This window comes from Methylomicrobium agile, assembly GCF_000733855.1.
Lineage (GTDB): Bacteria > Pseudomonadota > Gammaproteobacteria > Methylococcales > Methylomonadaceae > Methylomicrobium > Methylomicrobium agile.
This window is the reverse complement of sequence record NZ_JPOJ01000001.1, coordinates 1,031,762-1,054,073: the sequence shown is the minus strand read 5'-3', so window position 1 is coordinate 1,054,073 and position 22,312 is coordinate 1,031,762. Positions and strand designations below refer to the sequence as shown.

Below are 22,312 nucleotides of genomic sequence, written 5' to 3'. Positions count from 1 at the left end.
GTGACTTTTATTCATAAAAATTAAAACTTGCCGCCGTTTATTAGCCAAAGCGTAAAAATACCGGCGAAGAAGCCCAATAAAATGACCGGCATCCAGCGTAAATGCAGGGTAAAGGTATACCCTTCGCCTTCTTTCATGCGTCCTTTCATCAAGCCCAAGACATGCAGCCCCGGCGCAGAACCGATCGCCAACAGGCTGCCGCCGACACCCAGGGTAAAGGTCAATAACAGCCATTGCCCGAACTCGAAAGAAGGATGCATGTTCAACACCGCGAACATCAACGTGCCGTTGTCGATGGCCGAAGACGACAGACCGATCAGGATGTTCGCCACGGTGGCGCCGATGACCGTAAACAGGTAATGCGCCATGGCGTCCAGATAGCCCAGGAAGCTGAGCGCGCCGACGATCATCATCGCGCCGTAGAAAAACAGCAGAGTATCCCAATCGACGCCCGCAATACATTTGAAAACGTCGAAACCTTTTTGCGATTCGATATAGCTTTGTTTTTCGTGTTCTTCATATTCGGTCAGGAAATGATGGATTTTCTCGGATTTGGTCAAATAGTAAGCAAAGAATTGCAGCATCGCCAGGCCGAACATCATGCCGATGATCGCCGGCATGTCGAGGAAGACGTTCGACAGAATGGCCGTGCTGAAGGTGAGGATGAAGATGAAAATGATCCGTTTGCTGCCGCGCTTTAAAACCGGCTTTTCTTTGGAGAAATTGGGCGTTTCTTTGGTCACCGAAAACTGCATGATGAATGCGGGTACCAGAAAGTTTACTATGCAGGGGATCGTTAAAGTAAAAAATTCGGTGAACTGCAACGCATTCTGCTGCCAGACGAAGAAGGTCGAAATACCGCCTAAAGGACTCATCGTACCGCCGGCATTGGCGCCGACCACCGCATTCAAGCCAGCCAGACCGACGAATTTGGACTGGCCTTTGCCTATCTCCAATATGATGTATCCCATCAACAAACCCACCGCCAGGCTGCTGATCACGGTGGACAGCAAAAAGGCCAGCGCGCCGGTAATCCAGAATAACTGCCGATAAGTGTACTGCTTATTGGCTAATACGATGCGCAGGGAGTCGAAAATACCCCGCTCGGTCATGGCATTCAAAAAAGTCATCGACACGGTGATGAACAGAAACAATTCGGCATACGCCATCAAATTGCTTTGAAAGATGGGGACGATTTCCTTTGCCGTTCCGTATGAGGTCGAATAATAAATAAAGATCGCGAACCAAATGAGCACCGAGCCCAATACCATCGGTTTCGCCTTGCTCAGTTGATGCAGGTCTTCGGTCATGGCGATGATGTAGGCAATGACCGTGATTGCGATCGTCAAATAGCCGATGAAATGATGCTGCAAGTCGACTTGTGTTGCGGCCGCTGCCTCTTGCGCAAAACCCGGCGAGGGTAACAGAAAAGCCAGGATTGAAACGAAGAACGGGAGGCTATTGATGCAGTAGCGGGATTTTTTTATTGGAAATCCGGAGGGGATGCCCGATTCTCCATGATCTTGCGGCTTTTTGACGGGGCCAAGGCCGGGAAATGGCAAAGATAAGGTATGGTAAGTCATGTCCATCGGTTACGGGCGCCTAATGTGGTTGCAACGATGGGCGTAGATTAGAGTTTTCCAGGTAAAAATATCGTAAAGATTTGCTTGCAATTTTGAAACAGAGCATTTCTTATTTGTAAATTATTGAGGTGGATTTAGGTGTCATGGAGCGGTTCTGTCCTTGCTCTTTGATATAAATCCGCGCTGTCGGAGCGGCTCGAACCCAAACGGTCCGGTAATCAAAGAAAGCTCTGAATTAATTCCTCTTTCCTTTTTGGCTATGCCGTTAAGTTGAGCCCCGAAGAGTCGCAAAGCTTGCTTTGCGCATGACGAAACGGAGCGACAAAGCCGGTTTTGTCACGCCATTAAGCGAGCCGGTTCCGGCCTATCTTAACTGCCAAGACTCCTTCCAAACTCTGGCAGATGAAAAATGCGTAGGATGTGCCGACGCAGGAGGCGCATCGGATTTGCTTGCGTGATGAGATAGACCTTAATCCACCGGCAATATCAGATAATCCGTCCATTTGCGGTCGCCGTCGGCCTCGTCCTCCGTCGGCAGCAAGCGCTCGTTCCAGCCGCCGCCCAGGGCCTTGATCAACAGCACCGCGACGTTCAACTGTTCGCCTTTCAACTGCACGGCGATCTGCTGATTGGACAGCGCGACGGTCTGGGCGGTCATCACGTTCAGATAGCTGACGGCGCCGGCCTTGTATTGATTGAGCATCAACGCCAGCGCCTGTTCGGCGGCGGTGACTGCCTCATCCTGTACTTGGACTTCTTCCGCCAGAATGCGCAATGCGGCCAGATTGTCCTCGACTTCCTGGAACCCGGTCAGCACCGTCTGCCGGTAGGCGGCGACGGTCGCGTCGTGCGCGGCGATGGCCTGTTGGTATTGGGCGTTCTTGGCGCCGCCGTCGAACAGGGTCAGCGCCGCGCCGGCCGGGCCCAGCGCCCAATAGCGGCGCGCCATCGTGAACAAGGTATCGGCGTCGCCGGATTGATAGCCGCCGCTGACCGCCAGATTCAGGGACGGGAAATAGGCGGCCTTGGCGACGCCGATCCGGGCATTCGCCGCAGCCATCTGGCGTTCGGCGGCGGCAATGTCGGGGCGGCGTTCGAGCAGTTCGGAAGGCAGGCTGACCGGAATCGCCGGCGGCTCAACCTGTAGCGGCGCCGGCGGCAGCGAGAATTCTGCCGGCGTCTTGCCGATCAGTACCGCGATCGCGTGTTCCCGCGCGGCCCGTTCCACGCCGAGGTCCACGGCCTGGGCGCGGGCCGATTGCAGTTGCGCCTTGGCCTGCACCACCTCGGATTTGGCCGCGACGCCCACCGCATAGCGGTTTTGGGTGATGTCGAGCGTTTTCGCATAGGCGGCTACCGTATCGTCGAGCAGGGCTTTCTGCGCATCCAATATCTTCAGATGGAAATAGTGCTGCGCAAGCATTGCCTGGCTGGATAGGATCAGCGCGTGCAAAGTCGCCGCGCTGGCCTGCGCGTTGCCGGTGTTGGCTTCGATCTGGCGGCGGATTTTCCCCCACAGGTCGGGCTCCCAGACCGCGCCGACGCCGAGGCCGAACAGGTTTCGGATTCCCGTCGGCGCGAGGCTCTGCCCCGACGCGGCCTTGAATCGGTTCAGCGTGCCGGTCAGCGTCGCGACCGGCAGCAGGGACGATTGCGACGATTGCACCAGATGCTGGGCCTGGCGATACTGGGCCTCGGCTTGCGCCACCGATTGATTGGCCTGGGCGACCTGTTCTTCCAGCGCGTTCAGTTCGGGATCGTCGAAAAGCCGCCACCATTTTTGGGGCAGGGCGGTATCGCGCGGCTGTGCCTCATGCCAGCCTTTCATCTCCTTGAATTGGGCAGAAGTAGCGGCCGGCGCGCGGCTATAATCCGGTCCGATCGCGCAGGCGGTTAATTGGGCGGCGGCCAAGTGACAAATCAAAGCGGGAATGATCCTAAAGCGCATGAGAATAATCGGGGTGGTGGGCAATGTCGTTAAGTTAATGGGCCGTAGGATGGGTAGAGCGAAGCGAAACCCATCGATCGAAACTCGCCACAATCTTATGCTGGTCTTCGCTTCGCTTCGCTTCGCTTCGCTCGCGGCAACCGCTCCATGCGTTGCCCTATCTCCTGCATTCGTGCAGTCGTACCCATCCTACACTTTAGGGTGTAGGTGAAGAGTGAACCGCCGAGCGGGCGGACGGTTAAAAGTTTCGATCGGCGGAGGACAAAAGTCGGTCCGGCATGAAAGCACTTCACGGATTAAGGGAATCGGGAACGCAGCGCCTGGATGCCGGCCAACGAAAACTGCACGACATGGTCGGCATAGGCTTTGATGTCGCCGTTGGCGGCGGGAGGCTGGCGGCGGTGCCGGGCCAGTTGGATTTGCTTCAGGCGCAGCAGCTGGAAACACTGCCCCATGATGCTGTCGTGGCAAAACTGCAAATGCCGCTCCTCGGCGGCCTGGCCGAGGCATTCGCGGAGCAGTTCGAACATCTGCGAGCGTTGCGGTTCGATTTCCTTTTCCAGGATGTCCGCCAGCAAGCGGGTCGGCCGCGCCATTTCCTTGTAGAGAATCGCAAACGCATAGCCGTCCTCGTCGGCGACCCGTTCGATCAGCGAATGGATCAGCGCGGCCAGGCGCTTCTCCGGGGCGGCGTCGCGGGATATGCCTCCGTCGGGCGGATACTGCGAAAGTTCGCGGTTGAAGGCGAAACGCCAGGATTCCAGGTACAGGGTTTCCTTGTCCCGGAAATGGTAGTTGACCGAAGCGATATTGGTTTGCGCCTGTTCGCAGATTTCCGCGATCGTCGCTTCCTGAAAGCCTTTCTCGGCAAAGATGCGGCTGGCGGCAGTCAAGAGTCGGTTGCGCGTGCGCTCCGATTTTTTTTTCAGATCAGTCATGCAGGTCGAATGAAGTCGTAGGGCGTGAGCCGGATAATTGAAATTTGAAATTCAAATCGGCTTTAGAGTAAGCAGGCTTCGTGCCATCGAATAACCGTTTGTTTTGAATGGGAACTTGTACTTAGAGTCGGCGGTAGACTGCTGAATCCGCAGCAGTTTTTGCTTGTGGGGTGTTGGCTGATCAACAGTTTCGTGCGGAGAATGAAAATCGTTTGAGTGCAATGTAAAAAACGGTCTATCGCCCCCGAAGGCAATGCCGTCAAGTTTAGCCTCGGCGTTGCAAAGCGGGCTTTGCAAACAAGTTGACAAAACCCGCTTTATCACTCCTTTTAAGCGGTCTGATTCCGGTTTATCTTGACGGCATTGGCCCCGGAAGCCCAGGCGCTTCCGGGGCGTTGGAGGCGGATTTAGCGGGCGCTGGTCTGCAGGCCGATCGCGGCGCGCAAATCGTCCAGCGTCGCGACGCGCGGCCCGTGCAGGGCGGCGATCTTCTCGACGTTCAGCTTCAATTTGCGGATGTTATCGTAAAGATTGACCGAGTAAGGGTTCGGCGATCCCGGCGGCGCAACGTTGGCCGCGGCCGGGGTATAGGCATCGGCTTCGATCAGGATTTTTTCCTTGGGCAGATAGACCGCGGCGAACGCATCGTTATGGCTATTGCCGGCCAGCGTGTGGATTTCGATGGCGCGCTTGCCGTCCGAAAGTACGTGCTTGCCGGTGAAGCTTTCGAAACGGGCCGGTTTTTTCGACGCGGCCAGCCGATCGGGACGGATCGTATGAGGCGCCGCCCAGATCGCTTCGTAATAAACCGGATTCGGCTCCGGCGTCACGATTGTTGCGCCCGCGTCTACGAAGGTGCGAAGGCCGCCGGCATGGTCGAAATGGGCATGCGTATTGATCAGGTATTTGACCGGTTTGTTCGGAATGATTTCCTTCAGTTTGGCGATCAGCGCCAGCGAGCGTTCTTCGTTCTGCGGCGCTTCGATCAGCACGATATGGTCTTTCTGCGCGATCGCGACGCTGTGGTGGGTGCCGCCGGTCAGATAATAGACGCCCTTGGCGAGCTCGTTGACGGCGACCTTCATGGCGGGCGCCTTCGCGGCTTCCGGTGGAACCGCAATATTGACTGCCGGATTGGCTTTGACCGCGGTCACATCGATGTCCAGCACCGGATAACCGCCCTGGCTGCGCGCAATATGGCCGGGGAACCGAATGCCGCCGAAGTCCTGGTAATCGCTGTAGCGCGTTTCGACCAGCGTATCGCCCAGCACCGGGTTGTCTATCCAGGTCTGCACGGTCTCCAATTGGTGCTTGTCGTTCAGCAAGCCGACGTAGCGGTGCTTGCCGTCGATCGTGAACGCGATTTCGGTGCCGCCGTCGACGTCCCGCTGCTCGGCATGATGCTGAATGGCCGCTTTGACGAAGCCTCGCGGCGTGGCCAAGATTTCGGCGGTGCGTTCTTCGACGGCGGCCGGTTGCGCCGTAACGGTCGGTGCGGAATTCGGTGCGTTCGCGGCAGGCGGCGCCACGTTCCAGGCCGTATTGCCGCTGAGGAATTGTTCGACTGTTTGCAGGGTCGGCGCCGGTCGGTTGCGTCCGGGTTCGATGATTTGCTGGCGACTGATCTGCACCCTGGCGCTGGCGGTTGTGTAATCGATGTCGGCGGTATAGTTTTTCACTTCGCGGCCGCGGCCAGTGCCGCGGTCAGGGCGGCAAACGCAGGGAAGGATTTGGACATATTGTCTCCTTTGAGGGGATTAAAAGGCAGAAAAAATTGGCAATGAGATTCGCTGGCGTGCAAGACGCATACCAGCCGGTATTGATTGAGGATCTGGTGGAAAATAACTTTCCGAAATGGATGGTTATGAAAAGTGGATTATTCACTCCCCTCTTTGAAAAAGACGACTGCAGGGAGGCTGGAGGTAGATTGCGTCGGGAACACGCGATCGAGAGTAATGCAGGAGCGATTGCCGAGGGCAGGAGGCGATTTATCGAACAAATCCTCCTCGATCCCCTTTTTTCAAAGGGGGAAGTTGTTTTTTGACGAAAGCCTAAGGAGCATCTGGGCAGGACGGCCGGTACGAGGAGTGCGCGAGAAACGGTTGGTGGATGAGCAGCAGCGATTGCTGGAACCTTGTTACTCCGGAAGCAGCGGATTAAAACGATTTTCGATGCGTTGGCCGGCGTTTTGCCGACCTGCCAGGTTTTCAAACCCTGGCAGGTCTTGGGTAGCCAAGTAAGCGATGAATTTCCGTTTTTTTAAAGCGTGGCGACCGGCTTCTCTTTCGGCTTGCCCCCCGGCCTCCACCACGCTGACCGCCTCGCCCTGGGTCAGCAAGTCGGAAGGACTGGCTACCAGGATATCATTCAAGGCAATCCCTTCCAGAATTTCGACTTCGCGGCCGAAATCGCGGCCTATCCTGACCGGCTGCACAGCGATCTTGCCTTCGCCGTCGACGATCACGACGTGCGCGCCTTCCTTATCCATCACCAGCGCATTCGCCGGCACCACCAACGGGCTGGCGTCGACTGCAACGTCGATCGCGATTTCCAGATAAGCCCCCGGCAGCAGTTTGCCGTCCGGATTGGGCAGGCTGATTTCGGCCAGGCGGGAGCGGGTGAGCGGATCGAGCGCGCCGGCGACATGGTCGATATGGGCTTTTAAGGGTTTTTCCTGCCCGTCGAGCGGACGTACCGACACGGTCTGGCCGGCTTTGATCTGATCCGCGTAGGCTTGCGGCACCCAGACGCTCAGGCGCAGCGGATCGGTCTGGGTCAGCGCGAACAGCTCCTGGGCGCCGGTGCCGATCAGGCTGCCGACATCGACCGCGCGGCGCGTAATCACGCCGTCGAACGGCGCGACGACGCGGCGGTAGTTTTCGATATTTTCCAGGCGCTTCACATTCGCGGCCGCGGCGGCCAGATCGGCTTCCGCCTGCAGAAAGGCGGCATGCTTCTCGTCGACCTCCTGGCGCGGCGCGCCGTCGGTCAGGCTCAACTGGTTCCAGCGCTCCCAGGTCGAATGCGCCAGCTCCCGCCGGGCTTTCACCTGCGCCAGCGCGGCCCGGCCTTGCGCCAGTTCGTGTTCCAGTTCCGGCACGTCGATTTCAGCCAGCAGGTCGCCTTTCTTGACTTTATCGCCGATGGTCTTGTACCAGGCTTTCAGATAACCGTTGGTGCGCGCGAAAGCCTGCGTTTCGGAATAACCTTTCAGGCTGGCCGGCAACACCAGTTTGCGTGAAGTCTCGCCGGGCTTCGGATGCACCGCGATCACGCTGCGCCGGAGGCTGGCGAGCGTATTTTCGCGCAGGGTTTGCGCTTCGCTCCGGTTGACCGCATAACGCCAGCCGCCGCCGGCGAGCAGCAGCGATAGCAGAATCGACGCGGCCGCGCCGGCCCTGGCCAGCGTTCGCCGGGGACGGCCCGCGGGCGGAAAAGCGAAGGTAGGCGAGAGTTGACTGGACATAAGCTTCTTCCTATTGGGTTATTTTGATAAAACTGTAGAGGCGTAGAGCTGTAGGGCGTTTTCGCGATAGCAAAACGCCAATCCCCTTCAAAGAGGCGGATTGCCTGGCGGCGAATCCACCCTACATTCGACGCGCCATCAAACGGCTATCCGGTTTTGCCGGTGCTGCAACCATTGATGCACCGCCACGAACACGATCGGCACGAACAGCAGCGTCGAAGCGGTCGCGAAGGTGAGTCCGCCGATCACCGCCCGGCCCAAGGGCGCGTTCTGTTCGGCGCCTTCGCCCCAGCCGACCGCCATCGGCAGCATCCCGACGATCATCGCGAACGCGGTCATCAGCACCGGCCGGAGCCGGGTCGCGGCGGCTTCCAGCGCGGCGGTCGCGGGCGGCACGCCTTCCTCCAGCCGGCTGCGCGCGAACGAGACCAGCAGGATGCTGTTCGCGGTCACCACGCCCATCGCCATGATGCTGCCGGTCAGCGCCGGAATGCTGAGCGTCGTGCCGGTCAGGTACAGCATCCAGGCGATTCCGGCCAGCGCCGCGGGCAGGGCGCTGACGATGATCAAAGGGTCCAGCCAGGATTGAAAATTCACTACCAGCAGCAGATACAGCAAGACGATGGCGACCGCGAGACCCGACGCCAGCCCGACAAAGGAGCCGTTCAGCGTTTCGATCTGGCCGCGCACCGCCAGCTCGACGCCGCGGGGCAAGGCGGGGCGGGTTTCGCCGATCAGTCGGTCGATCTCGCCGCTGACCGAGCCGAGATCGCGGCCTTCGACGCTGGCGTAAACATTGAAAACGTTGTCCGCGTTGTAGTGGGTCACCGCGGCCGGCTGCTGCGACCGTTTCAGTTTGACCAGATTGCCCAGCAGTTGCGGCGGGCCGCTGTTGCCGCGGACCGGCGTGCTCAGCAGCGCGTCCAGGCTGTCGAGTTTCAGCGGATTGCCCATCACGCCGATATTGACCGTATTGCCGTTGTTCGGATTCAGCCAGTACGACGGCGCGGTCTGCATGCTGCCGCTCAAGGTCAGCAGCAGGTTTTGCGCCACGTCGCGCGCGGACAGGCCGAACTGTTGCAGTTGAGCGCGGTTCATTTCCAGGTCCAATGCCGGCCGGTTCAGGCGCTGGTAAATATGCGCATCGACGATGCCTGGAATCTGCCGCAGCCGGTTCTGAAACGCCCGGACCAGCGGCATCACTTCGTCCGGTTTGCCGCCGATGAACTGCACGTCGATCGGCGCCGGCACGCCGAAGTTCAGCGTCTGGCTGACCTGGTCGGCAGGCTGGAAAAAGAACTCCAGGTTCGGGAAGCGGCGCGGCAGTTCGGCGCGCAGGGATTGGATATAGTCGGCGCTGGGCGCATGGCGTCCCGGCGTCAGCGAAATCATGATTTCGGTGTCGGCCGCTTCGACCGTGCCGGAGTTGCCGAACAGCGTGTTCCGGGTGCTGTAAGGGCCGCCGACGATATCCAGCATGTCGCTCAGTTCTGCCGGAGGGATGCGTTGGCGGATGAAGGCTTCCACGGCGTCGATCTGCTGGGGCATCTCTTCGACCCGGGTGCCGGAGGGCGCCCGGACATGCAGCCGTATCTGGCCCGCATCGACCGCCGGGAACAGGTCGCGGCCCAATAAGGGGGTCAGGCCCAAGGATAACAGGCAGAAACCCAGGATCGTCGAACCGTAGCGCCGCCGATGGTTCAGCAGATGGGCGGTCAGCACGACATAATGGCTGCGGAAGGCCTCGAAACCGCGTTCGAAAGCCTGATGCAACTGGCTGAACGCATGCGCGAGGGCATGGCGGGGCGGCGCGTCCGTATGGCCGTGATGGCCGGCCATCACAAACATCACCAGGGTCGGCACCAGCGTGCGCGACAGCGCGTAGGAGGCCAGCATCGCGAACACCACCGCCTCGGCCATCGGCGCGAACAGGCTGCGCGCGACGCCGGTCAGAAAAAACATCGGCACGAACACGATGCAGATGCACAGGGTCGAGACGAAGGCCGGCATCGCGATCTCGGCCGCGCCGTCCAGGATCGCCTGGCGCGGATGCTTGCCGAGCAGCATCTGCCGCTCGATGTTCTCGATCTCGACGGTCGCGTCGTCGACCAGAATGCCGACCGCCAGCGCCAGGCCGCCCATCGTCATCAGGTTGATCGTTTCGCCGATCAGGTACAGCGCGATCAGCGACACCATGATCGACAGCGGGATAGAGACCGCGATGATGCAGGTGGTGCGCCAATTGCCCAGAAACAAGAGCAGCATCGCGGCGGTCAGGCCGGCCGCGATCAGCGCTTCGTGCAGCACGTTGCCGATCGCGGCTTTCACGAACAGCGACTGGTCGAACATCAGCCGCATGTTGATCCCCTCCGGCATCAGCCCGAGCATTTTCGGAATCGCCTGTCTGACGTGTTCGACCACTTCCAGGGTCGAGGTGCGCCCGACCTTGAAGACCGAGGTCAGAATGCCGAGTTCGCCGTTCTGGCGGGCGATCGTGGTGACCGGAGCCGTGCCGTCGCGGACGTTCGCGACATCGCGGATCAGCGTGGTCGCGCCGTGGTCGGTGCGCACCGGCAGGTCGGCGAGGCGCGGTATCGCCGCGACCGCCCCGTTCAGCGTCACGTCGTACTCGGTCGGGCCGATCTTGATCGTGCCGGTCGGCAGGATCAGGTTCTGCTCGGCCAGCGCATCCGACAGGTCGGTCGGCGTCATCCCGCGCGCCAGCAGCGCCGGCACGTCGGTATCGACAGTGATCTGCCGGCTTTTGCCGCCGAACGGGTAGGTCATCGCGACGCCGGGTTTGGATTGCAGCATATTCCGGACGATGTTGTTGGTCAGGTCGTTCACCTCGGTGTCAGGCACCGTGCTGCTGGAAATGCCGAGCTGCACCAGCGGCAGGTCGGAGGCCGAATACTGGATCACCTGGGGCGGCGAGACGTTGGTCGGCAGCGAGCGGTAGACCGAATTGCTGCTCGACATCACCTGCGCGATCGCGGTCCGGATGTCGGTGCCCGGATGGAAAAACACCTTGATCACCGCCGCGCCGGCATAAGACAGCGATTCGCTGTGCTCGATGCCATCGATCAGGCTCATCGAGCGTTCGACCGAACCGGTCAGCCGGTCGGCGATTTCCTTCGCGGTCATGCCGTTGTATTGCCAGAGCATCGCAACGACCGGAATGTCGATCGTCGGAAAGATGTCGGTCGGCATTTTGCGCAGTACGTAAACGGTAGACAAAAGAATCAGCAGGGCCGCCACGATAAAGGTATAGGGGCGGCGGAGAGCAATTTGAACGATCCACATGAAGAGGGCTTGAACGATCCGTTGTGATGGAGCCTGAATTGAAAACGCGGGTAACCGGATAGCGCAAGTTACATGCCAACCGGCGCATTGCGCCTGTTTGTCCGCGGTTTGGCGGTTGTTTGGCGAAGGTGAAGGTGTTTTACGGCCTGGTCTTGTTGAAAAACCAGCAGGCGAGAGGCACGGGGTGTTTGCAGATCAACAGGGGGCGGGCATGCTTTTTATTTCGAGTCAGTCCGTAGGGCGGATTCGCCGCCAGGCAATCCGCCATTGCTTTGAAGTCTGTTGGCGTTTTGCTATCGCGAAAACGCCCTACAGATTTGTTTACAGCGCCAGGCTGGCATCATGGTTTATGCTGTCTGGTCAATTCGGCACAGCCCACGGTCGCGTCGCCGCCGGCTTCCACGTAACAGGCGCTGATCTTGTCGTTACTGTGAATGTGGCCGTGGTTATAACCCTGGCTATCCTCCGCAACCCATGTAAACGTCGTGTTATCGGGATAGATGACGCCGAAGAAATGCTTTGTCCCGGCCGAATAGGTAAATTGCCCTTTGAATATGCGCCCTTTCTGTTCGAATATTTCTATCGTCTTCGTCCAGTTCAAATGGCCCTTTTTGTCGGAGTAAGTGTGGTTTTCTCCCGCCCAAATGCCGACAAGATTGGGGACCGGCTCGTCTGCCGGGGCCGCCAGGCCATCGCCGATGCTTGCAAGGGCCACGATAAAAACGGCGATGATTGGCATTGAAGGGGTAAAGTTTTTGATCACGTTGTACATGGACGGTTTCTCGTTGTTGGTTTGGAGGACGAATGTAAAGGTTCATGTTTCGCGCCGAACCCATCCGGACAGGGCTATGACGAGTGCGGGTTCCGCGGCGGAGGCGGTCAGGAACCGATCCGGCTCCGGCAGCGTCGATACTGTGACCGCAGTCGCCGATACATGCAAAAACAGGGCCGTTTTGTGGTTCGGTCGCGTAGGTTTGGGCAATGGCTTTATTGTTGCCCGGCATTTTCGTGCCGGGTAACAATATCGACGGTTGAATTCAAAAGCAAGCTCGTACTTGTAGGGCGGATTCGCCGAAGGCAATCCGCCAATGGCTTTGAAGCATATGCCGGCGTTTTGCTATCGCGAAAACGCCCTACAGATCTCTTTGGGTTGGAGCTGCTTCGTTACAGGCGAATAGCCTTGCTTGGAATAAGGCATCGGTAATACACTTAAAAGCACATTCCGCCTTTGTTTGTGTTTTTCCCGTTCACTTTTCGAGAATCCGCCCACAATGCCGACGCAAAAAGACAATAATTCCTTTCAGAAACGCACGATCGTCATTTTAGGTGCCGGTTACAGCGGCACGCTCACGGCCGTGAACATCCTTCGCCAAAACACTGGGGACCCGGTGCGCCTGGTTTTGGTGGAACGCAAGGCCCCTTTCGGGCGCGGGCTTGCCTACCGCACCTGGGACGACAATTTCGTATTGAACGTCCCGGCCGGCAATATGAGCGCATTGGCGGACGATCCCGATCATTTCGTCAATTATTGCCGGAATATCGATCCGGCTTTCAACGCCTCGTCGTTTATCGCCCGGCGCATTTACGGCGACTACCTGGAATCTACCTTGGCCGAAGCGGAAAAAGGCAGTCCCATCGCCGTTCAAAAAATCAGTGGAGAAGCGCTTTCCGTTCGCCCTCGGGAAGAGGGAGGCGGATTTTCGGTGGAACTGGAGGACAGCCGGAGCCTGTCCGCAGACCAAGTGGTGCTCGCGCTTGGACACGCTCTGCCCGGAAATTTGAGACCGGCGCCGGATGGCTTCAAACCCGGCAATTACATTGCGAATCCCTGGGATTTCGCCGGCCTTGACCGGGTGGACGCCGACAAGCCCATTCTCTTGCTGGGAAGCGGGCATACCGCGATCGACGTGTTGTTCAGGCTGACCCGGAACAGCAATTCCGGAAAAGTTTTTCTTCTCTCCCGCCGCGGTTTATTGCCGCAAGGACATCGGTTCACCGCCAGGCCGCCCGTTACGGCCGCTTTTCCCGCCTATCTGGAGGAGGCGGCAGCCTCCTGCTCGGTTCGCGCTTATATGCGCGCGCTGCGCCGGGAAGCGCGGCGCAGGGAAGCCGAGGGCGGCAACTGGCGCGATGCGATCAACGAGCTGCGTCCGCATACGCCCGAGATCTGGCGGCGTTTGCCCTTGACGGAGCGGCGACGGTTTCTGGTTCACGTCCAGGCGTACTGGGATATTCACCGCCATCGTCTGGCGCCCTGCGCGCATCAGCGTTTGCACCAAATGGCGCATTCCGGGCAGGCGGAAATCGTGGCGGGCAAGATCCTGAGCTATCGAAAAGAGGGAGACGCCGTTACCGTCGTCGTCCGGCCGCGCCATGCGGAAACGCGCCGGGAATTGACGGTGGGCGCGATGGTCAACTGCACGGGCCCCAATTACAACCTCGCCGCCTCGGACATTCCGCTGCTTGCCCAGTTGCGGGACGAGGGCCTGATCCAGCAGGACCCGGCGAGAATCGGCTTGGAAGTGGACGATCAGTATCGGGTCGTCGGCACTGACGGGCAATCGGTCCCCGACCTGTTTTACATCGGGCCGATGCTCAAAGCCCGCTATTGGGAAGCGATCGCGGTTCCCGAACTGCGTATCCATGCCCTGCGGCTGGCCAAGCTGATCCTTTCCGGAAGCCTGTAGGAAGCTTGTAGGGCGGATTCGCCGAAGGCAATCCGCCTCTTTGAAGCCTGTTGGCGTTTTGCTATCGCGAAAACGCCCTACAGAGCTGCCTCGGATATAATGGCTTATCCCGAATTAAAGTAGCCCGCTGGTTCTAAATGACACTCCCACGATGACAAAAAGAACGGAAATCACCGTCACGGGAATAATGTGATACGCCAGAGGCATCAGGTTCTCCTCAGTCAGATTCGGGATGATTCTCAGCCTTGCATCTATGGCAAACAGGAGGGTCGCCAAGAGTAAACCGAGTTTTAGTAAAATCAATCGCGATAGGGGGTTGTCGAAGCTGAACCACATGGCAATGTCCGGCATGATATTATGGGCCAACAGTAATCCGGTGACTACCTGAATCGCGAGCGCCGGGACTCCCACCTTTTCGTAACCGGCTTCGAAGCGTAATAAATCCGTGGGCGATTTCTCCTTCAGTGCTCTGGGAAGAATCGTAATGGCCAGAACCAGATGTCCGCCGGTCCAGATTGTGGCTGCCAGGAGGTGCAGGAGGAGTATGTAATCGTTCATAATTAACCCGGTGCATCGGAGAAATCAAAGTCGGATTGCGCAAAGCGCAACCCAAACAGCGATATTAGGACAGGTTTTGACTGGCCAGATAATCTTCATAATTGCCGTTGAAATCGACGATGCCGTTCGCCGTCAGCTCGATGATCCGGGTCGCCAGCGAGGACACGAACTCCCGGTCGTGGCTGACGAAAATCAGCGTGCCGGGGTAGTTTTCCAGCGCGGTATTCAGCGATTCGATCGATTCCATGTCGAGGTGGTTGGTCGGCTCGTCCAGTACCATAATGTTGTTCTTTTGCAGGATCAGTTTGCCGAACAGCATCAGCCCCTGTTCGCCGCCGGAAAGGACATTGACCGATTTTTTGATTTCGTCCTGCGAGAACAGCATCCGGCCGAGCGTGCCGCGTATCGTTTGATCGTCATCGCCTTCCTTCCGCCACTGGCCCATCCATTCGATCAGCGAGAGGTCTTCGGCAAAATCTTCGGCATGATCCTGGGCATAATAGCCCACTTCCGCGTTTTCCGACCATTTGACGAGGCCGGTGTCCGGCTCCAGGTCGCCGACCAGCGTGCGCAGCAGCGTCGATTTGCCGATGCCGTTCGGGCCGATTACCGCGACCCGCTCGCCGACCGCAATCATCAGGTTCAGGTCTTTGAATAACGGCTCCGCACCATAACCCTTGCTCAAACCTTCGGCCTCCAGCGCCAGTCGGTGCAGTTTTTTGGTCTGGTCGAAACGGATGAACGGATTGACCCGGCTGGACGGCTTCACTTCATCAAGCTTGATTTTTTCGATCTGCCGGGCGCGCGAGGTGGCCTGCTTGGCCTTGGAGGCATTGGCCGAAAAGCGGCTGACGAAGGTCTGCAGTTCCGCGATCTGGGCTTTTTTCTTCGCGTTGCTCGCCAGCAATTGTTCGCGGGCCTGGGTCGAGGCGGTCATGTAATCGTCGTAATTGCCCGGATAAACGCGCAGTTCGCCGTAGTCCATGTCCGCCATGTAAGTGCAGACGCTATTCAGAAAATGCCGGTCGTGCGAGATGATGATCATGGTGCTGTTGCGCTCGTTCAGCACGTTTTCGAGCCAGCGGATCGTGTTGATGTCGAGATTGTTGGTCGGCTCGTCGAGCAGCATGATGTCGGGGTCGGCGAACAGCGCTTGCGCCAGCAATACCCGCAGCTTCCAGCCCGGCGCGACCGCGCTCATCGGGCCGCCATGCTGCTCGCGCGGGATTTCCAGTCCCAGCAGCAGTTCGCCGGCTCTCGATTCGGCGGTGTAGCCGTCCATTTCGGCAAATTCGTTTTCCAGGTCGGCGACCTTTAAGCCGTCTTCTTCGGACATTTCCGGCAGCGAATAGATGCGGTCGCGTTCCTTTTTGACTTCCCAGAGTTCCTTGTGGCCCATGATGACGGTGTCGATCACGCTGAATTCTTCATAGGCGAACTGGTCCTGGCGCAAAATCCCGAGCCGTTCGTCCGGACCGATGCTGACGTTTCCGGACGTGGGTTCGAGCTCGCCGCTCAGGATTTTCATGAAAGTCGATTTGCCGCAGCCGTTGGCGCCGATCAGGCCGTAGCGGTTGCCGTCGCCGAATTTGACGGAGACGTTTTCAAACAGGGGCTTGGCCCCGAACTGCATGGTGATGTTTGCGGTGGTTAACAAGGTGTTGTTCCGAAAGGATAAGTAAAAGATTTAGGGGACAAGGGCGCAAGCGGTTTCGGGCTTACGCTCCGCCATTTTACCGTAATGGCTTTGCAGGCATCGGGATAAAACAGGCGTCGCGCTGATCGCGTAAGAGAAGGCGTCCAAGCAATGCGTTTTGTTCACGCGGGAGCTTACCGTAACGAAGTTCAAAATTTATGTGCTAGAATAACTGACTTATTTAGTCAGTTAATTTGAATTTGTGCGATTTTTTGTATGAAGCCTCATGTTGATGACTATATAAAAACAACAACATTATCAATTTATTAGGTTTAATGATCGTCATGAATTCTTTTAAAAATGCACTGGTTTCCTTAACGATGGCGGCAACCCTTTTTACCGCTTCAACTTCTGCATTCTCCAAGCCGGTCGGCGAAGAGGCGGTAAAGACTGCCGTTGAAAGCACGATTGCCAGCCTCGAGCAGGCTGTCGGCATGCTGGAAAAAGGTGAAGACAACGCCGCGGTCAGCAAAGTGATCGGTACGGCCCGCCAACAGCAAAAAGAGTTTCGCTTCGAGGTGACCGAACGTCAACGCCAAAGAGCGGTTAACACCATGGTCAAGGCCCAGGCCGACTTGAAGAGCGGCAACATGCAGCCGGCGGAACAAAATCTGAGAGAATCCCTGGCTTCTTTTAAAGAAATGAAAGCCATCTACGACAAGACCCACTAAAAAATAACTTCCCGACATACCGCCTGAGCGTTCCTATTTTCAGTTGTAGGGTACGCTATGCGTACCTTTTCACCCCCCCCCCAATGGTACGCACAGCGTACCCTACAGCGGTTTGCGCCCTTGGGGGGGAACCCAAGCCGGCAAAGGGGGTATCACGATAAGCGCTGGGAGAGAGTACGAGAGGAGGAAGTGATGATCGACCCAATCCTAAGCTCAATCAGGGGTTGAAGGAAAACGAAACGGTGCCAATCCGGACAGGCGGTCGACAGAAAGCCCGCAGCTTGCAAAAGACGGGTTTGATTCGGCATCGTTTTAGCTTCGGGTCTGCCCTGAAACGCTGCATTAACGGGCCTCCTATTCAATAATAGAGTAGGCATCAGGCCTGCAGCATGCCCACCGCCTCGGCCAGTTCGGCCAACAGGGTCCGTTCGTGTTCGCTGACCCGCTCGCCGCCGAAACCGAGAAATCCGCCTTCCTTGGCCGCATTGGCGACCTTGTCGCCGAGATGGATCAGGAAATCCCTGTAGACGGAGACATCTTCGGGCGATCCTTTCTTCCGCAAAATCCCGATCGCGGTCCGCGATTTATCTACGGCTTCCTGGCGCAAAACAGCCTGAATGTTGGCAAAATCGCCGCTGGCCCTGGCCAGTTCTTTAATCGATTCGATCGAGGATTTGATTTCTTCCCGCCCGCACACTTCCCGCAATAATGGATTACTGCCTTGCAAAGCCTCATTGATGATGCCGGACGGGGCCAATGCTTCCGCGATGCTGCCGAAAAAGCCGCTGGCGCCGGCTACGGTGACCGCAAGAATCACAAGATGGGGCGCATCTCTCAATACCTCCCATTCGGCAGAAGAAAAATCGGATTTTGTTGCCATGTCGGTTCTCCTTGATTCGGATCGTTAAAATTTACACTCCCTGCAATAGTGCGCGCGAGTTTTGCCGCCTACGCCGGGGACTTTTTCGGCTGACCTGCAATGCATGCAGGATACCGAAAATTAGATTTTAAAGAGTCCGTTGGGTTTTTTAAAGCCGACTAATTTGGCGGCTCGAAACATTTTTGAGCTAACGGTATTCCCTGCCGGTCTGAACAGGTTGAAAGGGTCTTTGAGGAGGCATTGCCATGAAAAATTCAGACCGTATAAAAATAACGCTGTCATTCATTTCGATTGCGCTTGCCGGTTGCGCGAGCAATGGCAGCGAACGGGTTTTCGGTACCGTCGATCGAGGTTTGGAGACTGCCGGACGAACCATGGAGACGGGAAGGGCGGTGATGCAGGCCGGCCGAACCGCCGCGACCGGCACGCCGGCCCAGCCAGCCGTTTTAACCGATGTCCTGGTCAATCGACTCGGCGTTTCCCGGCAGCAAGCCCTTGGCGGGGCAGGGGCCATATTTCAGGCCGCCCAAGCCCGAATGGCGCCGCAAGCTTTCGATCATTTATCCCAATCGGTTCCCGGCATGTCCGATATGCTGGCGGCCGCTCCGCAAGTCGGCCCGCCTCTGTCCCAAACCATGCCGGCGGTGGGCGACCTGGGCGGGTCGATCGACACGATGACGTCGCTTGCCGCTTCGTTTCAGCAACTGAACATGCCGCAGAGCATGGTCAGCCAATTTATTCCGGTCGTCGTCGATTATGTGAGAACCACTGGCGGCCCGACGACTGCAAATTTGCTGCAATCGGCGTTGGTCATGCATTGAGCGGAGACTTGGCTTTTTTCGGGTCGTGATCCCGCCGGCTGGATGTGCAGGCCGATGCGGCGATTGTTTAACGTTAGTCAGTCCTGTGTGTCGGGATTCGGGTGGCAGGGCTGCAGTGTTTTGCCGGGCGGGAACGATTTATCCGGCGTTTCTTGACTCACGCTTTGGATGTGGCTAAAGACAATCTTCCGGCATGCCGCCTTGATCGCTCCCGCGCGCGGCGCGCGTCATGAGACACCTCATAGGGTGACAATGGGGTTTAAACACAGTAGGGTACGCTGTGCGTACCTTTTCACCTCCCCAATGGTACGCACAGCGTACCCTACAGCGGTTTGTGCCCTTTGGGTGTATAACCCAAGCTGGCAAAGGGAGTACCGCGATAAGCGCTCGGCGAGAAAACGAGAGGGGAAGTGATGCTCGACCCAATCCTAAGCCGAAAACCATTCCGCGAAACCGATAGCCGCAGCGCCCGCATCCCGCGGCGCGAACCGTGCGCCAATCGGGCTTGTTCGGCGATAATACGCTGATAATGTATGCTTTTTACATAGTTAATGATAAAATCAGAACCACAACTGAATTCAGCAGATTGACGGATGTCGACAGACCCCCAAAAAACGTCTTCCAGCCCCCAGGCGCTGGAATTTAAAAGCAGTACTTTTTCAGTACCCGTTTTGGTCTTATTCAACAACAGCCTCCAGCACATCGAACAACAACTCCAAGAAAAAATCGCCCTGGCGCCGGATTTTTTCAAACATTCTCCGATCCTGCTGGATCTGCAGGAATTGAATAAGCGCAATCTGGATGTCCCGTTGGCGGTTCTGGTCAAGGCGATCAGGGAGCTGAATTTATTGCCGATCGGCCTGCGCGGCGGCAATGCCGTACAAAACCGGCAGGCCCTGGAACTGGGCATTCCGGTTCATGCCTTGCATGGCGGCGGATCGTCCCAGGAAAACGCGAAAACCAAAACGCTTGCGGCCACACCCGAGCAGCCGGCCCCGAACGAGGACGCTTCCACGCTGTTGATCACCCAGCCGGTGCGGTCGGGCCAGCGCGTTTATTCGCACGGCGACCTGATCGTGCTGGCGACGGTCAGTTCCGGCACCGAGATCATGGCCGAGGGCAATATTCACGTCTACGGTTCTCTGCGCGGCCGGGCGCTGGCCGGGGTACAGGGTAACGAAAAAGCGCGGATTTTCTGTTCCGATCTGCAGGCGGAACTGATTTCGATCGCAGGCATTTACAAAGTCAGCGAAGACCTGTCCAAGGAGTTCCGGCATAAGCCGGTACAGATTTATCTTCAGGATCATTCGCTGATCATCAAAGAAATTTAACTCATACGCTCTATTCGGAGGAAACACCATTGGCCAGAATCATTGTCGTTACATCAGGTAAAGGCGGAGTTGGCAAAACCACCACCAGCGCCGCCATTTCGATGGGACTTGCGAAACGAGGCCATAAAACCGCCGTCATCGATTTCGATGTCGGCTTGCGCAACCTGGACTTGGTGATGGGCTGCGAGCGCCGGGTCGTTTATGACCTGATCAACGTGATCAGCGGCGAGGCGTCGCTGAATCAGGCGTTGATCAAGGACAAGCATTGCAACAATCTGTACATTTTGCCGGCCTCCCAAACGCGCGATAAAGATTCTCTGACCCAGGAAGGCATCGGCAAGATTCTGGACGAATTGTCCAAAGATTTCAAATACATCGTTTGCGATTCGCCGGCGGGTATCGAAAAGGGAGCGCATCTGGCGATGTATTTCGCCGACGACGCTTTCGTGGTCACCAATCCGGAGGTGTCTTCGGTGCGCGACTCCGACCGCATGTTAGGCATTCTGGCCAGCAAATCGCGCCGCGCCGAGCAGAACCAGGAGCCGATCAAGGAATACTTGCTGTTGACCCGTTATTCGCCCGAGCGGGTGAAACTGGGCGAAATGCTCAGCGTCGACGACGTGCAGGAAATCCTGTCGCTGCATTTGCTCGGCGTGATTCCGGAATCGAAATCGGTATTGAATGCTTCGAACTCCGGCGTTCCGGTGATTCTGGACGAAAAGAGCGACGCGGGCCAGGCTTATGCCGATATCGTCGCCCGCTATCTGGGGGAAGACCGGCCCCACCGATTCATCGATGAGAAGAAAGGACTCTTCGGGAAACTCTTCGGGAGAGGATGATGAGCTTGCTGGATTACTTTAGAACTTCGCGGCCTAGTTCTGCATCCGTTGCCAAAGAAAGGCTGCAAATTCTGGTGGCGCACGAAAGAGTGTCGCGCAACCAGCCTTCCTATCTTCCGCAATTGCAGAAAGAATTGCTGGAGGTGATCCGCAGGCACGTAAACGTCAACCAGGATGCGATTTCGTTCAATTTCGAACAGGACGGCAATCAGGAAACGCTCGAGCTGAACATCGTGCTGCCGGATCAACCCCCTAAAAAATCTTAGTTTTCTCAATCAGTGCAACAGGAGGCTTTTATGGCTGATAGCATAGGCGACGTGGCGGGCAAGATTTGGCATTATCTGAATCAGAACGGACCGTCCAGCGTCAACAAAATCACCGTCGAAACCGGTGAAAACAAAAACGACGTCCAGCGCGCGATCGGCTGGCTTTTGAAAGAAGACAAGCTGAATATCGAAATGGTAGGCCGCGCGGAAACTTTGTCGTTGAAATAAAGCAGCACCCCCATTCATCCCGGCAGGCTCCGATCGATTCCGAACCTGCCGTAAAACTGACAACGCCGAGGGATCATCGCATCCTCCGGCGTTTTTTTATGCCTTCCGCACCGGTCAATAGGCACCCGGCTATTCCGTGTGCCTTTGAGTTGCCGGCCTGTAGGGTGGATAAGCGTAGCGCATCCACCACGCAATCGCTGGTTACCCATAGAGACCAGTGCGCTACACTTATTGTCCGGCCCCGGATTTCTTAACTTAACGGCATGGGGATTATTTTGCAGGTCGAGTTAGCCGTTACGACTCATGCCATTCCGGCAAATGGTGGGGCCGGCAGGCGGGTAGCCCGAATGGCTCGGCCCGGGTCTATCAAGCCGGTAAAAATCTAGCGCCGCCTAGCCCTTCAAACCGCGGAAACCGGTAACCCGGTTTCATCTTATACGGGTTATTTTGTAAAATGTCCGGTTTTGAGTGAAGGAATCCATGGCGTCGAAAAAAGCTCATCAAGCGTCCGGTATCGCTGCCGGCATACTTGCGGCTGTGATTGTGGTACATCGAGGCGCAGGAGGACCATTTCAATTGCTGGCGATGCTGGCATTGGTGGCAGGCGCGTGGGGAGGAACGGCTCCGGACTGGCTGGAAATCGCGTGGTGGCGAAAGAAACATCGTGGGAAACGCCGTTTATGGATTACGCATCGCACCTTGACCCATTGGGGCATTCCCTGGGTAACGCTGCTGTGGTACTCGTATGTCAGCCTCAATTCGGCAGGGTGGGCGCCCGTCGCCTTCGGATTTGCGGCAGGCGGACTCATGCATCTGCTTACCGATTGGCCCAATCCGATGGGCGTACCGTGGATTTTTCGGCGCCATTCGCTGTCCATGTGGCGCAGCGGCAACCTTGAATTCGTGGTGATCCTGTTATCCTGGAGCCTGTGCGCCGGGGTGGCCGATGGCCTGTTGTTCAATGGCGTCCACACGACAAGGCTGATCGCTTTGTGCCAGAGCCAATTGAAGAATTTTTCGGGCGATGCGGTCACTAAAGTGATACCCAGGCAGTTCATCCGGCAGTTTAAAACTTAAGATGTGGCTAAAAATAACCT

General features: G+C 57.4%; 20 protein-coding genes. 9 read left to right on the top strand and 11 right to left on the bottom strand.

The genetic code is table 11. The annotated features are described in order from the left end of the window. Positions 1-20 precede the first annotated feature (20 nt). The 4 genes from nhaD to CC94_RS0105105 form a co-directional block, all read right to left on the bottom strand. Positions 21-1,373, bottom strand: a complete 1,353-nt coding sequence (gene nhaD / locus CC94_RS0105120; protein WP_245619702.1) for a sodium:proton antiporter NhaD — start codon at positions 1,371-1,373, stop codon at positions 21-23. A gap of 679 nt (positions 1,374-2,052) precedes the next feature. Beyond that, positions 2,053-3,507 (bottom strand): efflux transporter outer membrane subunit, encoded by a 1,455-nt coding sequence (locus CC94_RS0105115; RefSeq protein WP_342633120.1) that lies wholly within the window; start codon positions 3,505-3,507, stop codon positions 2,053-2,055. 320 nt (positions 3,508-3,827) lie between these two features. After that, positions 3,828-4,469, bottom strand: coding sequence for a TetR/AcrR family transcriptional regulator (locus CC94_RS0105110; protein WP_005374538.1), 642 nt, complete (start codon positions 4,467-4,469; stop codon positions 3,828-3,830). Positions 4,470-4,876: 407 nt separating this feature from the next. Then, positions 4,877-6,148, bottom strand: coding sequence for an MBL fold metallo-hydrolase (locus CC94_RS0105105; RefSeq protein WP_005374536.1), 1,272 nt, complete (start codon positions 6,146-6,148; stop codon positions 4,877-4,879). A gap of 116 nt (positions 6,149-6,264) precedes the next feature. Between CC94_RS0105105 and CC94_RS0105095 the strand changes: the two genes are divergently transcribed. Further along, the gene (locus tag CC94_RS0105095) at positions 6,265-6,513 is read left to right on the top strand and encodes a hypothetical protein (protein ID WP_031430032.1); all 249 of its coding nucleotides are present in this window, start codon (positions 6,265-6,267) and stop codon (positions 6,511-6,513) included. A 93-nt stretch (positions 6,514-6,606) separates the two neighbouring features. Here CC94_RS0105095 and CC94_RS0105090 read toward each other — a convergent pair whose 3' ends face one another. The 3 genes from CC94_RS0105090 to CC94_RS0105075 form a co-directional block, all read right to left on the bottom strand. Beyond that, a complete protein-coding gene (locus CC94_RS0105090) occupies positions 6,607-7,935 on the bottom strand; it encodes an efflux RND transporter periplasmic adaptor subunit (protein WP_005374534.1) in 1,329 nt (442 codons plus the stop codon). A 138-nt stretch (positions 7,936-8,073) separates the two neighbouring features. Further along, positions 8,074-11,238 carry an efflux RND transporter permease subunit gene (locus CC94_RS0105085; RefSeq protein ID WP_031430028.1) on the bottom strand — a complete coding sequence of 1,055 codons (3,165 nt, stop codon included), beginning with the start codon at positions 11,236-11,238 and terminating at the stop codon, positions 8,074-8,076. A 340-nt stretch (positions 11,239-11,578) separates the two neighbouring features. After that, on the bottom strand, positions 11,579-12,010 hold the full coding sequence (locus CC94_RS0105075) for a hypothetical protein (RefSeq protein WP_005374532.1): 432 nt from the start codon (positions 12,008-12,010) through the stop codon (positions 11,579-11,581). A 499-nt stretch (positions 12,011-12,509) separates the two neighbouring features. On the opposite strand from CC94_RS0105075, the gene CC94_RS0105070 reads away from it, so the two are divergent. Next, positions 12,510-13,925 (top strand): FAD/NAD(P)-binding protein, encoded by a 1,416-nt coding sequence (locus CC94_RS0105070; RefSeq protein ID WP_005374531.1) that lies wholly within the window; start codon positions 12,510-12,512, stop codon positions 13,923-13,925. 114 nt (positions 13,926-14,039) lie between these two features. Here CC94_RS0105070 and CC94_RS0105065 read toward each other — a convergent pair whose 3' ends face one another. Beyond that, the gene (locus tag CC94_RS0105065) at positions 14,040-14,483 is read right to left on the bottom strand and encodes a CopD family protein (protein ID WP_005374530.1); all 444 of its coding nucleotides are present in this window, start codon (positions 14,481-14,483) and stop codon (positions 14,040-14,042) included. A 64-nt stretch (positions 14,484-14,547) separates the two neighbouring features. After that, positions 14,548-16,140: an ABC-F family ATPase gene (locus tag CC94_RS0105060; protein WP_036303747.1), complete on the bottom strand. Its 1,593-nt coding sequence runs from the start codon at positions 16,138-16,140 to the stop codon at positions 14,548-14,550. 314 nt (positions 16,141-16,454) lie between these two features. On the opposite strand from CC94_RS0105060, the gene CC94_RS0105055 reads away from it, so the two are divergent. Further along, complete coding sequence (locus CC94_RS0105055) at positions 16,455-16,850, top strand: hypothetical protein (protein WP_005374528.1); 396 nt, start codon at positions 16,455-16,457, stop codon at positions 16,848-16,850. A 376-nt stretch (positions 16,851-17,226) separates the two neighbouring features. On the opposite strand, the gene CC94_RS0105050 is transcribed toward CC94_RS0105055, so the two are convergent. Then, positions 17,227-17,730 carry a hypothetical protein gene (locus CC94_RS0105050; RefSeq protein ID WP_005374522.1) on the bottom strand — a complete coding sequence of 168 codons (504 nt, stop codon included), beginning with the start codon at positions 17,728-17,730 and terminating at the stop codon, positions 17,227-17,229. A 245-nt stretch (positions 17,731-17,975) separates the two neighbouring features. On the opposite strand from CC94_RS0105050, the gene CC94_RS0105045 reads away from it, so the two are divergent. Next, complete coding sequence (locus CC94_RS0105045; protein WP_005374521.1) at positions 17,976-18,551, top strand: DUF2780 domain-containing protein; 576 nt, start codon at positions 17,976-17,978, stop codon at positions 18,549-18,551. A gap of 322 nt (positions 18,552-18,873) precedes the next feature. On the opposite strand, the gene CC94_RS24045 is transcribed toward CC94_RS0105045, so the two are convergent. Then, entirely contained in the window at positions 18,874-19,236 is a 363-nt protein-coding gene (locus CC94_RS24045) for a hypothetical protein (RefSeq protein WP_169740929.1), read from the bottom strand. On the opposite strand from CC94_RS24045, the gene minC reads away from it, so the two are divergent. The 5 genes from minC to CC94_RS0105020 all read left to right on the top strand — a co-directional run bounded on the left by minC (position 19,145) and on the right by CC94_RS0105020 (position 22,292). Beyond that, positions 19,145-19,882, top strand: coding sequence for a septum site-determining protein MinC (gene minC / locus CC94_RS0105040; RefSeq protein ID WP_005374520.1), 738 nt, complete (start codon positions 19,145-19,147; stop codon positions 19,880-19,882). The two genes, CC94_RS24045 and minC, sit on opposite strands and share 92 nt — an antisense overlap. 29 nt (positions 19,883-19,911) lie before the next feature. Then, positions 19,912-20,721, top strand: coding sequence for a septum site-determining protein MinD (minD, locus tag CC94_RS0105035; protein ID WP_005374519.1), 810 nt, complete (start codon positions 19,912-19,914; stop codon positions 20,719-20,721). After that, on the top strand, positions 20,721-20,987 hold the full coding sequence (gene minE, locus CC94_RS0105030) for a cell division topological specificity factor MinE (RefSeq protein ID WP_005374518.1): 267 nt from the start codon (positions 20,721-20,723) through the stop codon (positions 20,985-20,987). Before minD ends, minE begins: the two co-directional genes overlap by 1 nt. Before the next feature lie 30 nt (positions 20,988-21,017). Further along, on the top strand, positions 21,018-21,215 hold the full coding sequence (locus tag CC94_RS0105025) for a winged helix-turn-helix domain-containing protein (protein WP_005374516.1): 198 nt from the start codon (positions 21,018-21,020) through the stop codon (positions 21,213-21,215). 480 nt (positions 21,216-21,695) lie between these two features. After that, a complete protein-coding gene (locus CC94_RS0105020; protein ID WP_005374515.1) occupies positions 21,696-22,292 on the top strand; it encodes a metal-dependent hydrolase in 597 nt (198 codons plus the stop codon). The last annotated feature ends 20 nt before the right edge of the window (positions 22,293-22,312 follow it).

Coding starts and splice junctions, on each gene's coding strand:
- CC94_RS0105110 (WP_005374538.1), bottom strand. CDS start 4,469: ATGACTGATCTGAAAAAAAAATCGGAGCGCACGCGCAACCGACTCTTG.
- CC94_RS0105090 (WP_005374534.1), bottom strand. CDS start 7,935: ATGTCCAGTCAACTCTCGCCTACCTTCGCTTTTCCGCCCGCGGGCCGT.
- CC94_RS0105085 (WP_031430028.1), bottom strand. CDS start 11,238: ATGTGGATCGTTCAAATTGCTCTCCGCCGCCCCTATACCTTTATCGTG.
- CC94_RS0105075 (WP_005374532.1), bottom strand. CDS start 12,010: ATGTACAACGTGATCAAAAACTTTACCCCTTCAATGCCAATCATCGCC.
- CC94_RS0105070 (WP_005374531.1), top strand. CDS start 12,510: ATGCCGACGCAAAAAGACAATAATTCCTTTCAGAAACGCACGATCGTC.
- CC94_RS0105065 (WP_005374530.1), bottom strand. CDS start 14,483: ATGAACGATTACATACTCCTCCTGCACCTCCTGGCAGCCACAATCTGG.
- CC94_RS0105055 (WP_005374528.1), top strand. CDS start 16,455: ATGATCGTCATGAATTCTTTTAAAAATGCACTGGTTTCCTTAACGATG.
- CC94_RS0105050 (WP_005374522.1), bottom strand. CDS start 17,730: ATGGCAACAAAATCCGATTTTTCTTCTGCCGAATGGGAGGTATTGAGA.
- CC94_RS0105045 (WP_005374521.1), top strand. CDS start 17,976: ATGAAAAATTCAGACCGTATAAAAATAACGCTGTCATTCATTTCGATT.
- minC (WP_005374520.1), top strand. CDS start 19,145: ATGTCGACAGACCCCCAAAAAACGTCTTCCAGCCCCCAGGCGCTGGAA.
- minE (WP_005374518.1), top strand. CDS start 20,721: ATGAGCTTGCTGGATTACTTTAGAACTTCGCGGCCTAGTTCTGCATCC.
- CC94_RS0105025 (WP_005374516.1), top strand. CDS start 21,018: ATGGCTGATAGCATAGGCGACGTGGCGGGCAAGATTTGGCATTATCTG.
- CC94_RS0105020 (WP_005374515.1), top strand. CDS start 21,696: ATGGCGTCGAAAAAAGCTCATCAAGCGTCCGGTATCGCTGCCGGCATA.